Annotated in this window: 12 protein-coding genes; all 12 read right to left on the bottom strand. The window is 62.8% G+C overall.

The window, feature by feature from the left end; all coding sequences use genetic code 11:
* Nucleotides 1-158 precede the first annotated feature (158 nt).
* The 12 genes from KP003_RS08170 to KP003_RS08115 all read right to left on the bottom strand — a co-directional run bounded on the left by KP003_RS08170 (nucleotide 159) and on the right by KP003_RS08115 (nucleotide 12050).
* Nucleotides 159-1037 (bottom strand): response regulator, encoded by an 879-nt coding sequence (locus KP003_RS08170; protein ID WP_216791489.1) that lies wholly within the window; start codon nucleotides 1035-1037, stop codon nucleotides 159-161.
* A gap of 192 nt (nucleotides 1038-1229) precedes the next feature.
* Nucleotides 1230-1877, bottom strand: coding sequence for a TPM domain-containing protein (locus tag KP003_RS08165; protein ID WP_216791488.1), 648 nt, complete (start codon nucleotides 1875-1877; stop codon nucleotides 1230-1232).
* Entirely contained in the window at nucleotides 1877-2737 is an 861-nt protein-coding gene (locus KP003_RS08160; protein WP_216497971.1) for a TPM domain-containing protein, read from the bottom strand. Before KP003_RS08160 ends, KP003_RS08165 begins: the two co-directional genes overlap by 1 nt.
* A gap of 92 nt (nucleotides 2738-2829) precedes the next feature.
* Entirely contained in the window at nucleotides 2830-3414 is a 585-nt protein-coding gene (locus KP003_RS08155) for a LemA family protein (RefSeq protein ID WP_216791486.1), read from the bottom strand.
* A 210-nt stretch (nucleotides 3415-3624) separates the two neighbouring features.
* Nucleotides 3625-4854 carry an amylo-alpha-1,6-glucosidase gene (locus KP003_RS08150; protein WP_239027635.1) on the bottom strand — a complete coding sequence of 410 codons (1230 nt, stop codon included), beginning with the start codon at nucleotides 4852-4854 and terminating at the stop codon, nucleotides 3625-3627.
* The gene (locus KP003_RS08145; protein WP_216791484.1) at nucleotides 4851-5678 is read right to left on the bottom strand and encodes a metallophosphoesterase family protein; all 828 of its coding nucleotides are present in this window, start codon (nucleotides 5676-5678) and stop codon (nucleotides 4851-4853) included. The genes KP003_RS08150 and KP003_RS08145 overlap by 4 nt, the downstream gene beginning before the upstream one ends.
* Nucleotides 5662-5832, bottom strand: a complete 171-nt coding sequence (locus KP003_RS08140) for a hypothetical protein (RefSeq protein ID WP_216497974.1) — start codon at nucleotides 5830-5832, stop codon at nucleotides 5662-5664. The genes KP003_RS08145 and KP003_RS08140 overlap by 17 nt, the downstream gene beginning before the upstream one ends.
* A gap of 121 nt (nucleotides 5833-5953) precedes the next feature.
* Nucleotides 5954-7351, bottom strand: a complete 1398-nt coding sequence (locus KP003_RS08135; RefSeq protein WP_216791483.1) for a serine hydrolase domain-containing protein — start codon at nucleotides 7349-7351, stop codon at nucleotides 5954-5956.
* A gap of 399 nt (nucleotides 7352-7750) precedes the next feature.
* Nucleotides 7751-8587 carry a cytochrome c3 family protein gene (locus tag KP003_RS08130; RefSeq protein WP_239027634.1) on the bottom strand — a complete coding sequence of 279 codons (837 nt, stop codon included), beginning with the start codon at nucleotides 8585-8587 and terminating at the stop codon, nucleotides 7751-7753.
* A gap of 142 nt (nucleotides 8588-8729) precedes the next feature.
* The gene (locus tag KP003_RS08125) at nucleotides 8730-9629 is read right to left on the bottom strand and encodes a cation diffusion facilitator family transporter (protein ID WP_216497979.1); all 900 of its coding nucleotides are present in this window, start codon (nucleotides 9627-9629) and stop codon (nucleotides 8730-8732) included.
* Complete coding sequence (gene recJ / locus KP003_RS08120) at nucleotides 9623-11341, bottom strand: single-stranded-DNA-specific exonuclease RecJ (RefSeq protein ID WP_216791480.1); 1719 nt, start codon at nucleotides 11339-11341, stop codon at nucleotides 9623-9625. The genes KP003_RS08125 and recJ overlap by 7 nt, the downstream gene beginning before the upstream one ends.
* A 133-nt stretch (nucleotides 11342-11474) precedes the next feature.
* Nucleotides 11475-12050 (bottom strand): tetratricopeptide repeat protein, encoded by a 576-nt coding sequence (locus tag KP003_RS08115; protein WP_216791478.1) that lies wholly within the window; start codon nucleotides 12048-12050, stop codon nucleotides 11475-11477.
* Between the last annotated feature and the right edge of the window lie 9 nt (nucleotides 12051-12059).

The following is a 12059-nucleotide window of genomic DNA, read 5'->3' as shown; positions in this document are numbered from 1 at the left end:
AGGGATGGAGTGAGGTTAGGTTACTTTTCGGCAGGGACCAGCAACTTCATTAGGGAAAAGCGGGGTCAAGGGCGCGGAGGGAGGAGAGGATGAGTGGGAACGGGCGCCCCGGTGCTGGCAGCGGCCGCTCCGCCCGCGGTGTGGAGGGGTGGAAACCGTCAGGCCGTCTTGCCGTAGAGGGCTTCCCTGCTGGCGAAAGCCCGCTTCACCCTGGTAAGCAGACCGATCTCCTTGACCGGCTTCAGCACGAAATCGAAGAACCCCTTTTCCAGGGCTTCTTTTTCCTCGTCCGGGGTAGCGGCGGCGGTCATCAGGATGACGGGCATGTAACGGAACTCGGGGATGTTCTTGATGGCGAACAGGAATTCGTACCCCCCGAGCTTGGGCATGACCTTATCGGTGATCACCAGCTTGGGCTTTAAAGTGAAGATCTTGCTGAAGGCGTCCATGCCGTCTATGGCGGTCTCCACGGCGTACCCCTGGCGGGTCAGAATCTTGGCGACCATCTCGCGGGAGAGCTGGTCGTCCTCGACCAGGAGGATCGACTTGCTGGCGGGGCCGGCTATGGTCTGCCCGAGGTAGTGCCGGGCTATGGCCCGGTTGATCTCAAGCCGCGTGGAGACGTAGAGGACCAGCTTCAGGTTGTGTTGGGCAGCAATGGCGGCGAAGAGCTGGTCGGTGGTCGGGTCGGCGACGGCGAGCCCCAGGCGGCCGTCGTCCAGCTTCAACGGGAAGATGCTGTGCTTTACCGCCATCTCGAGCGGGATCAGTTTGAGCACGTTCGGCGCGTAGTTGTACTTGGCGAAGTCGCCGATTTTCCTGACGCGGTACTGGATGGCGAGCGCCTCGGCGAGCTCGTCCGGGGTGACCAGTCCGATCACCTCCAGCAGTTCGCCCAGGCGGATGTTTTTGCTCTTGGCGTGGGCGATCAGCCGGTCTACCGAGGCCTTGGTCAACAGGCCGCGTTCGACGAAGATTTCCCCGAGGGGTTTGCGGCTTGGTTGTGGTTCGACTATGGGCTTGATGTCTGCGGTCATGCGATCCTTCTCCTGCGGGGGATGCTGCCCCGCCGCGGCTGCTGCTCTTCCTTTCTGGACGGGAGTTTTTCCTGACGGTGGGGTCGTGAACCGGAACGAAACAGGTTTCGCGGCCACCGCACGAATTTCAATAATGGGTGTGGAACCGGTGGAAAGTCAATTTCTATATCGGCAGAATCGGCGAAAAGATGATCAAGAAATGATCATCTCGTCGGGAAGCTCATTGTGATCGTCCTCCCGGCGCGGGAAGTGCCGCTCCAGTTCGCTGCCGCAGGCCTCTACCACCTCGCAGACCGCCTCAGCGCCGCGCCCGGCGCGAAGCCCCTGCGCAAGCCGTTCGGCCAGGGTCTTCCAGTAACCCGGGGGGATCTTCTCGTTGATGCCCCGGTCGCCGACGATCCAAACCTTGCGCTCCAGGAGGGAGATGAAGATGAGGATGCCAGTCTCCATCCGGGTCCGGTACAGCCCCTGCTGGTAGAAGGCAACGAGCGCCCTTTCGCTCACCGCCTCGGCCAGGCGCCTTGGCCCGACGAAGGAGAGCTTCAGCCGCGGGAAGCGCCGCAGGAACAAGAGCGCCGGGAAATAGAGCAGAAAAACCAGGGGAATATAGGTCCAGATAGTGACGTGGTGCAAAAGCACGGCGACCACCACCGCGACGAAGCCGGACAAGAGAAGCGCTCCCAGCGCCTCTGCCTCGCGGTAGCGATCGCTCTCGGATACCACCATGGTAGCGATTTCGCCGCTGGAACGGGCTTCGGCGCGGGCCACCGCCAGCCTGACGGCCTCTTTTTGGTCGGCGCTGAAATAGTCGTTAGCTATCGATTTGTGAGAAATGTCCATTACCAGTCTCCCGAAGCACCGCCACCGCCGAAGCTGCCGCCACCGCCGGAGAATCCTCCCCCTCCGCCGCCGAAGCCCCCTCCCCCGCCGAAGCCGCCGAAGAAGGGGGGGCCTCCCATGAACCCGCCGCGTCCTCCCGAGGAGAAGAGAAAGGCGATGAAGAGGCCGGCCAGGAAACCGACTACCGCCAGAATCCCCAAAAGCAGCAGCGATAGCCCCGAGAAAGAGATGAAGGCGGCGATCGGGAGCCCGACGGCGCCGGCCACGCCTCCAAGGAAGCGGGAGATGCCGCCCAGGAAGACGGAGGCGACCATGACAAAGAGAAGCAGTGTCAGTATGGGGGGAGCCCCCTTCTTGCCGTGGCGCAGGTCGCTTGGCTGGGCCTGGTACTCGCCGCGCACCGTGGCCATGATGGCTCCCACGCCGCGGGCGATGCCCAGGTCGAACTGCCCCTGTTTGAAGGCCGGACTCATCTCGTTGCGGATGATGCGTCCGGACGTGAGGTCGGTCAGTTTTCCTTCCAGCCCACGCCCCACCTCGATGCGTATCTTGCGGTCGTTTTTGACAACCAGCAGGAGCGCGCCGTTATCCTTCCCCTTTTGCCCCAGCTGCCACTTTTCCACCACCTTGATGGAGTACTGTTCCGGCACCTCCCCCTCCAGGCTCGGGATGGTGAGCACCACGATCTGGGTCGAGTCGCTTTTCTCGAAAGCGGCAAGCTCGCTCTCCAACTGCTGCACCACCTGAGGCGACAGCATGGAGGCGTAGTCGTTCACGTGGCCGCGCAGGGGCGGGACCTCGACCGCTGAGCAGACCTGGACGGTCAGGAAGAATGTCAGGAGCAAAAACAGCTTTTTCATGCCCGCCTCTAAATAAGGTTGAGGTTAAGGTTAAGGTTGAGGTTAAGCCCCCCACTATGGTCCTTGACCTCAACCTCGACCTTGACCTGCCTCTAAAACTTCACCTTGGGCGCCACCTTGGCACCCTCTTCCGCCTTGAACGGTTCCTTGCGCTGCAGATGCAGCATCATGGAGTTGGTGAGCGAGTTTGGGAAGGTCCTGATGGTGGTGTTGAAATCCTGAACCGCCTGGTTGTAGCGCACGCGCGCCACGTTGATCCGGTTCTCGGTCCCCTCAAGCTGGTTCTGCAGATCCATGAAGTTCTGGTTCGCCTTCAGGTCCGGGTAGCGCTCCACGACGACCATGAGGCGGGACAGGGCGCCGCTTAACTGCGACTGGGCCTGCTGGAAGTTCTGCATCGTCTTGGGGTCGTTGATGGCGTCCTTGGAAACCTGCATGGAGCCCACCTTGGCGCGCGCCTCGGTGACCGCCTTCAGGGTCTCCGCCTCGTGCTTGGCGTACCCCTTGACCACTTCGACCAGGTTCGGCACCAGGTCTGCGCGGCGCTGGTAGGAAGCCTCGACATCGCCCCATGCTGCGAAAACGGCTTCTTCCTTGGCCTGCATCGTGTTGTAGCCGCAGCCGGAAAGGGCGGCAAGGGTGAACAACGAAAGCAACAGTAACGTCAAGCGTTTCATGATCTAATCCTCCTTGAATGGCATGAGCACAATAATAATCATCGTGCGGCCAAATGTCACCTGTTGAGAGTGGAAAAATACAAGTAATTCCGAGGAACAGTCAAAAAGTCAGTCCGCTGGATATGGGAGGTATGCAGGTAGAGTCAATGAGCCGGGGAACAGAGGGTTGAAAGGCCGGCGGCGGGCCAGCTTCAGTAGTGCTGCACCATGTCAGCCTTGGGGAAAGATCCTGGTACCGTCGGCGAGGACGCGGAAGGCGACCAGGTACATGGCGGCGTTCCAGGACTGCCGGGGCATCCCCATCGGCTCGCCCGTCTGTCCTTGAAACCACTCGTTGAATTCCCAACCGTTAACCCTGTTGCTGAGCGCGAGTTTCACCAGTTCAGCGCGTGCCAGGGACCGCTCCCCGAGCATCGCCAGCAGCACCACCCAAAACCCTCCCACGAAGGGCCAGGCGCCGCCGTTGTGGTACTGCCAAGGGAGGTTTTGCCGGTGCCGCTGCATGTACGGACGCCAGCGGGGGGAGCCCACCTCTATGGGGGTCCCCACCACGCGCACGGGGTGCGGATCGTTTGCGCTCAGGGCGGCGACGCCCGCCACCATCTTACCGGCATCGGATGGGACCCCCAGCCCGGTCAGGTAGGCAAGGATGTTGCCGAAGATGTCGATCTCCTCACCCCAGAAGGAGAAGTTCACGTAGCTCAGCAGAAAGGGGGCCGGTCGGCTGCCGTTGCGGACGTAGTGGCGCATGAGACGGACCCGCTTCTGGTCGGGAATCGCGTTGTCGAAGGGGTTGAAGAGGAGCCGGGCGAAGTCGCGGGTTGCGCGTGCGGTGGGGAGGTTGTAAAGCCTTTTGGCCCAGTACCAGAGCGCGTTGGTGTAGAGCACGAAGCCCGACCGCGGCATGATGTCGGCCCAGTCCGCACAGTCGTTTTGCTGCAAGAGGTGCCACCCTTGGTGCTCCTGGCATTCGAGCCAGGAAAGGGCGCGCACCGCGTTGGCGGAGAGCCGCTCGGCCAGGCCCAGTTGCGGCGCCACCCGGTCCAGGAAGTGGACCGCGATGAGCCACCAGACCGTGGCATCAACGCACCCCGCGTACCAGAAGTCCACCTCGGCGATTTCCGGCTTCACGAACTTGGGGATCTGGCCGTTGCGGGCCTGGTGCCGCGCCAGGGTGAGCAGGCCTGCCTCGGCTGCCTGGAGCAGTTCAAAGTCCCCGGACAGGGCCATGCCCAGGGAACAGATGGCGGCATCGCGCCCGAAGATGGCGTCGTAGTTGCGCCTGGATGATCTCCGGTTGCGCGCCGAGGCAAGAATGCCGTCCGGGGTGGAGTTTTCCCGCAAAAGGAGCAGGGCTTGCCGGTAACACTCCTCGAGCAGAGCGGTTTCGTCCCCATGCACCGCCGCGGAATCCCCGACGTGAAGCAGATCCTCCGTCACTTGAGCTGCACCATCTGGTAGCTTGCCCTGCCGTTTTTTACCCGGACCACGATGATGTGGTTGACCCTCTCGCCGTAGCGACTGATCCAGACCAGTGGCGCTCCGGCACCGCCGGAAATGAAAGCGGGCACGCCGCCGAAGACGCTCGCGTCGTAGAGGTGGGAGTGGGCGAAAAAAAGTCCCTGTACTGCAGGCGCGGCGGCTACCATCCGCTCAAGCTCCGCCGCCCCCTTGACAAAGGTATGGCCGCGCCAGCGGCCGGTTTCGGGTGGGACGTGCATGGCCACGAAGGTGGCGCCGGGCGCGCTGGCAAGTTCCTTTTTGAGATAGTCGAGTTCCAGGGGATGCAGTGCCTCCCGCGAGTTGTCCAGGGCGACGACCTTCAGCCCGAGTCGTGGTACGGAAAGAGCGAAGCGCGGGGGACCGATCTCCCTCTCGAAGACCCTGGGGTTCTCGTGGTTGCCCAGCACCACGAAGACCGGGATGCATGGCGCGTTTTTCTCAACCAGGGACAGGAAGTTGCCGGTCTCCTCCTCGCCCCCCTCGGTGGAGTAGTCGCCGCCGTGCAGGATGAAGAGAGGTTTGAAGCCGGCCGCGGTGCGCAGCGCCTTCGCGAATATGGCGTCGTTGGAGCGGCTGTCCCCCATGACCACGAAACAGTAGTCATCGGCCGAGGCTTGGCGAGCCTTCTCCTCGAGGAGTGCACCGGAGCGCTGGAAAAGGGTATCGGCGTAGGAAAAAGCCGGAAGAAGCAGACAAAGGAGCAGCAGGAGACCGACCGGATGTCTCCTGCACGTGTTGGAGGTATCAGCTGTTGACGGCATACTGCTTGTTGCTCTCGATGCAGAGCTTGCACAATTTCTCGATGGCGGCCACCTGGCTCTCAGACAGTCCGGTTTTGTCAGGCAGGCGAATGGTCCTGCAATCACAGCAGCGGCAGAGAATACCGAGGTCGAGTCCAAGATCTTCATCAAGCATCACCGCGCCCCCAATAAAGATTTGCACAATTTAATGTTCCGGCATACTAGCACAGTTGCCAAGAGCAAGCAACACCTTTGAAGAGACAACAGAGATGCTCGTTGAGAGCTACGCGCATGGATCAGCTTCTGGCAAGCGAACGATGCTTTTTGGATGCGGCTCGAACCTTTCCGGCGTCGTTCCTGGCGACCTTGGTCACCTTGGTGCCGCGGTGCGCGGCGCGGGCCTGCAGAGTGCGGCGGCCGGGCTTCACCGAGCACTTCGCGGCGCGCCGGTCATCCCGCAACTTCAGGGAGGCAAACTTGTGACGGCGTGGTTGGCTGATGAGGGCAACCGACGCGGCGATGACCTGCGCCTTCACCCTCTCCACTTCGGCTACCGGGGTCAGCTCGCCCGCGATCCCCTTGAGGTCGGCTGCGGCGTAGGTGGAGACGTTCCTGCGCAGTTGGTTGAAGTTGTGCACGTTGCGGTAGTCGAGCCGCCTGGTCAGCATGATGACGAACATGTCCTGCTGCGGGTCGATCCAGATGGAGGAGCCGCTGTAGCCGGTATGACCGAAGGAGTCGTCCGAGAAGTAGTTTCCTTTGGGCGCGGAGAACGCCGAGGCCATGTCCCACCCCAGGGCGCGTTTCACCCTGCCGTTGTTGCAGGCGTAGGGAGTGGTCATCTCGGCAACCGCCTGCTCCGAGAGGATGCGGGTGCCGTCGAGGGTGCCGCGACCCAGGAGGAGCCGGGCGTAGCGAGCCAGGTCGTAGGCTGAGCTGAACAGGCCGGCGTGACCGGCTACGCCCCCCAGGCGGCGAGCGTTCTCGTCCTGGACCACGCCCCCTTGGGTGCCGGAGGTGGGCGCGATATCGTTGCCTTCGCGGGAAGGGAGGAAGGAGGTGTCGCGGGTCCCCAGCGGCTCGTATATCTGTTCGCGGCAGAACTGGTCAAGCCTCTCGCCGGAGACCCGGTGCACCAGTTCCCCAAGGAGGATGAAGTTGATGTCGGCGTATTCGAAGCCGGTACCGGCACCGCGGAAACGTTGCGCCGCGACCTTGCGGACCAGTCCCTCCACCGAGCCACCCTGCCCGACCATGACGTCGGAGAGGCCGGAGGTATGGGTCATCAGGTGCAGGATGGTGATGTTCCCCTTGTCGGTACCGGCAAGTTCCGGAAACCAGCGGGAAAGCGTGTCGGTCAGGGAAATGCGCCCTTCGTCGAGGAGCTTTATCACCGCCGGGGTGGTGGCAATGACCTTTGTGAGCGAGGCGACGTCGAACAGGGTCCGGTCGGTAATCGCAGGTGCGCCCGGTAAGGGACTGATCTGGCCGCGGGCGGCGGTGGCGATGATCCCCTCGTGATTGCCGACCACGACCACTCCGCCGGCGATGAGGTTCTCGGACATGGCACGCTCCAGCAGGAGGTCGAGGTTGGCGGTGGAGAGTGCTGTTGAGGTCGCGGGATCGACCATGGCCCGGGCTTTTACGGGGAGGAGAAGCGGGAACAGTAGGAGTACCAGTAGAATAACGCGCACGAGCTTCCTTTTAAGATCTGTGCGGACACAGATTTCCAGTTAGGACTGCGGTTGATGTTCATGTTGAACAGCGCGGCTTCGCGGGGGGAGCCGGGGCTGAAGCTGCCCCTGCAGGCGGAGGGCGCTGCCAACCGGTAAGCACGACAGGAGCTAGGATACAGGAGAGGACCGTAAACTTTTGTGATGGAGGTCACCATTTCGCCAGCCAAACCCGCGATTCTCCGTGAAAATCGCCACGTCGCCCCAAAGCAGTTTACTTTGGGTGCGGGACAGGATGCAAGACTTCTCTTAAGGGGTCCCCCTCCCCTGACGTGCAACTGCCGTGGTTGCACCCCGCACGAACAAAAAAAAAGGCCCCGGAGAATCCCGGGGCCTTTGGCGTTCAGACAGGTTTTGCGCTTACTTCATGCTGGGCAGGTCGTGGACGTCAAGGTGGCAGCCCAGGCAGTTCGGGAAGCGGGTCAGGATCGACTGCGGGTGCGGAGCCTTGTGGCACTCGGTGCACTGCGGGATGTAACCGTGCTTCGCCTTATGGCAGGAAGCGCAGGCAACCTTCGAATGACGAGCCTTGGAGTTGGAGAGCTTCGCGTACACCTTGCTGTGGCAGGAGGCGCAGGTCTGGTTCCAGTCGGTCCCCTGGTAGGTCACCTGCTTCGGCTTGTGAACGGAGTGACACTTGGCGCACGCCTCGATCGGCTGATCCTTGAAGTGCGGCTTGTGGCACATGAAGCAGGAAGGCTTGTAGCCGTGCGAAGTGTGGCAGCGGTCGCAGGAGACGTTGGTGTGCTTGCTCGGGAATTTGACCAGCTCAGCCTTCTCTTCGGCGTGGCAGGTGGCGCAGGTGGTGGCGAGCCTCTGGGTCATGGCGACTTTGCGCGGGGTGTGCGGGTTGTTGTGGCAGCTCGCGCAATCCTTATTGGCCGGGCCGTGGATGTCGGTGTGACAGGAGGCGCACTTCGGCATCACTTCGTCGTAGTTGGCCTTTTTCGGGTTGTAGGCGTGGATCACGGTGTGGCAGGCCTGGCAGTCGAAGCGATGCTTGCCGCCGGCGTTCTTGAGCCCGTTGAACGCGCCGGTGTGGCACTGGGCACATTGCTGCGGGGTGAGCGCAGCCGGGGCCGTGGCGTAAAGGTCGGCCTTCACCGGGATGTCAACGGTCGCCATCTTGGCAGCAAAGGCCGTGGAAGCGACGAGAATCAAGGCCGCGATGACCAGCGACAGGGTACTCTTTTTCATCATTCCTCCCCAAATAACAGTATATTCACAACAATCGACTGGTTTAAATACTACCTATGGCGACTGCCTGTCAAGAAAGTTGTGATTAAAATCACGCGCGGGGAAGCCAGGATACGGCATTCGGGAGAAACAAAGAGAAGCGCTAAAGGCGAATCAGGTCTTCGTGAGGCTCATCGGAGGGGTTTATGTGTATCATGACGTCGCCCACGTTGCTGAAATGGTCGAAGATGCGCCGTTTCACCTCGGTGGAAATGTCGTGCGAACGCTTCACGGTCATCTCCGGGGGCATGTCGAGCTTCAGGTCCACGATCAGGTACTGCCCGGAGTGACGCGCCCTGATCTCGTGCACCTGGTCCACCCCCTCTACGCTCCGCGCCAGCTGCGCGATGGCGTCCAGCAGGGACTGCTCGGGCTGTCCGTCCATCAGTTCGTGGGCGGAGGTGCGGAAGGTGTGGTAGCCGATGTGGAAGATGAAGATCGAGGTGAGTCCGGCCGCGACGGGGTCCATGACGCCGAGGCCGAAATAGGCGCACCCCACGCCGACCAGGGTGGCAACCGAGGTGATGGCGTCCTTTCTGTGGTCCTTGGCGATGGCGAGCAGCGCCGGGCTCCCCAGGTCCCCCCCCACCTTCATGGAGTAGCGGTAGAGCGCCTCCTTGGCAACGATGGTCCCGGCAGCTGCCAAAACGGCGACCAGCGCCGGGGCGGAGTAACGTCCCGCCAGCATGGTGGTGGCGGCACCGTAGAGAATCCAGCCGCCGGTAGCGGCGATCACTAGCGATACGAAGATGGCGGAGAGGCTTTCGACCTTGCCGTGTCCGTAGGGGTGGTCCGAGTCGTAGGGCTTGCGCCCGACCTTCAGGGCGATCAGGGTCATGCCGATGGCGATGAAGTCGCAGGCGCTTTCCACGCCGTCGGCGAAGACCGCCTCCGAATGTCCGAAATGACCGGCGGCGAGCTTTACGACCATCAGCAAGGCGTTGGCCCAGAAGCCGATCCGGATGACCCGGTCGGCCTTGTTGAAGCGGTCACTCCTCAGCACGTCCCCTCCGCGCGCAGGTCCTTCACGGTGAGCTGCAACGAGCTCCTGCCGTTCCAGACGTTGATGGCTGGGGAGAACAGGATGTCTACCCTACCCTGCGGCAGCCCCGCCTCTGCGAGGCCGAATCCGATCGCGTCGAAGCTCTTGCCCCCCTCCCCTACCCTAAGCTTCAGGTGTCCCCCCTTGAGCACCCGGCTCTCCAGCACCTCCGCCCCCTTAAGCACGAAGAGCGGCTCGGGATTCCCCATGCCGAAAGGCTTCATCTGCTCCAGTTGCCGCACCAGGTCGGCTGTGATGTCGCCGGAGCCGAGCTCGAGGTCGAAGGAGAGCGTGGGGGTGAGCGCCTCGGCGTCGAGCACCTCCTGGGCCGCCTCGTCGAAGCGCAGCGCGAAACGCTCCAACTCCTCCTGCGCGATGGAGAGGCCGGCCGCATGGCTGTGCCCGCCGAAGCGCAGGAGGTGATCGGCGCACTCCTTGATGGCGTCCAACAGGTGGAAGCGCGAGATGCTGCGCCCGGACCCCCTCCCGGTCTCCCCGTCGAAAGCGAACAGGATCACCGGTCGATGAAAGAGTTCGACGATGCGCGAGGCGACGATGCCGATCACGCCTGGATGCCAGAGCTCGGAGCCGAGCACGATGCTCTTTCTGCCGCTGCAGGCCCCCTGCTCCAGCATGGAGCGCGCCTCCTCGAAGGTGGCCCGCTCCAGGGCCTGGCGTTCGACGTTGGCCTCGTCCAGCTCTTTAGCGATGTCCCGGGCGCGCTGGAGATCCCGGCAGAGCAAAAGCTCGAGCCCCAGGGAGGCGTCCTCGAGCCTGCCCGCCGCGTTGATGCGCGGGGCGAGACGGAAACCCACCGCACCGCAGCCGACCTCCCCCGTGATCCCGGCCACCTCCTTGAGGGCCTCGATGCCGATGCGGTCGCCGGTACAGAGCTGCTTTAGCCCGTAGCTGACCAGCACCCGGTTGATGCCCAAAAGGGGGACCACGTCGGCGATGGTGCCCAGGGCGACCAGGTCGAGATACTCCTTGAGGTCCGGCTCGCCGCCCCCCGCGAAGTGGCCGTCGGCGCGCAGTCGGGCGCGCAGCGCCACCACCAGGTGAAAGGCGACCCCGACGCCCGCAAGCGATTTGAAGGGGAAGCGGCACCCGGGCTGCAGCGGATTGATGACGGCGCAGGCGTCCGGGAGCACCTCCCCCGGCGCGTGGTGGTCGGTGACGATGAGGTCGAGCCCCGCCTCCCGGCAAAGTCGTGCCTCGTTGACGGCCGTGATGCCGCAGTCGACGGTGACCAGTACGGTCGCGCCGGCACGGGCCGCCGCGGCAACCCCCTGCTCGGAGAGCCCGTACCCCTCGGTAAGGCGCTTGGGTATGTAGTGGCAGCAGTCGAGGCCGATCTTACGGAAGAAGCTCAGCAGGAGCGCGCAGGAGGTGACGCCGTCCACGTCGTAATCGCCGTGCACGCAGACACGCTCGCCGGCTTTGAGTGCCCTAGCCAGACGCGCCACGGCCTGATCCATCCCGGCCAGGGCCATGGGGTCGTGCAAACGGGAAAGCACCGGGTTGAGGTAGGCATCGGCGTCGTCGGGGGTGCAGACCCCGCGGTGGGCCAAAAGGCGCGCCAGAAGCGGGGCGACCCCGGAACGGGTCAGCCCGGCTACCGTGTCGGCGTCGGCCTCCCTGCCCCGCCAGCTTCTATGTGTTACTGGTTTCATCCCCCCTCCAAATCCGAAAAATCAGGGTGCAATCATAGCATAAGGAGCAGCACCCCGCGAATCTAATGTGCCGCGACGGCGACAAAAAAAAACCCGCCGGAAGCGGGTTTTTTCTCTTTATCTTTATATCTCTCTACTTCTTGAACGATGTCGGCATCTGGTTCAGCCCCGCCATATCGTTCTTGATCTGCTGAGCGGTGGGGCTGGTCGAATCGAACTGCAGGTACTTGGTCCAGATCTCCTTGGCCTTTTCCGGCTGCTTCAGGTCCTGCAGGTAGACGACACCGAGGTTGTAGAGGCTTTGCAGGTGCTTGGGGTCGATCGACTGCGCCTTCTCGAAGTTGGCTATCGCCTTGTCGTACCAGCCGATCTTCCGGTACATGATCCCCTGGTCGGTCATCACGTTCAGGTTGTTCGGGTCGAGCTCCAGGGCCTTGCCGTAGGCGTTGACCGCCTTCTGGGCCTGGTCGGTGTCGAAGTAGTCGTTGCCGAGCTGGATCCAGGCCTGCAGGTTCTTGGGGTCCTGCGCCACGATCTTCTCGGCCTCCACGATGCGCCGCTGGTAGTCGGTCGGCGAACCTGCCCCCTGCGGCACCGACATGGCGACCTGGGGTTCCTTGTTCTGGCCGGCGATGTTGAAGATCAAGTAGCCTCCCAGGAGACCAACGATCAGCGCCACCACGATGGTAAGTACGTTCTCCTTGCTCACGGAACCTCC

The organism is Geomonas diazotrophica (genome assembly GCF_019063885.1).
Classification (GTDB): Bacteria; Desulfobacterota; Desulfuromonadia; order Geobacterales; family Geobacteraceae; genus Geomonas; species Geomonas diazotrophica.
This window is presented reverse-complemented; position numbering and strand designations above follow the sequence as displayed.

Bases quoted from the DNA above. Each gene is read 5' to 3' on its own strand.
- KP003_RS08155 (WP_216791486.1), bottom strand. From the start codon at position 3,414: ATGAAACGCTTGACGTTACTGTTGCTTTCGTTGTTCACCCTTGCCGCC.
- KP003_RS08130 (WP_239027634.1), bottom strand. From the start codon at position 8,587: ATGAAAAAGAGTACCCTGTCGCTGGTCATCGCGGCCTTGATTCTCGTC.
- KP003_RS08160 (WP_216497971.1), bottom strand. From the start codon at position 2,737: ATGAAAAAGCTGTTTTTGCTCCTGACATTCTTCCTGACCGTCCAGGTC.
- KP003_RS08145 (WP_216791484.1), bottom strand. From the start codon at position 5,678: ATGCCGTCAACAGCTGATACCTCCAACACGTGCAGGAGACATCCGGTC.
- KP003_RS08170 (WP_216791489.1), bottom strand. From the start codon at position 1,037: ATGACCGCAGACATCAAGCCCATAGTCGAACCACAACCAAGCCGCAAA.
- recJ (WP_216791480.1), bottom strand. From the start codon at position 11,341: ATGAAACCAGTAACACATAGAAGCTGGCGGGGCAGGGAGGCCGACGCC.
- KP003_RS08165 (WP_216791488.1), bottom strand. From the start codon at position 1,877: ATGGACATTTCTCACAAATCGATAGCTAACGACTATTTCAGCGCCGAC.
- KP003_RS08140 (WP_216497974.1), bottom strand. From the start codon at position 5,832: ATGCTTGATGAAGATCTTGGACTCGACCTCGGTATTCTCTGCCGCTGC.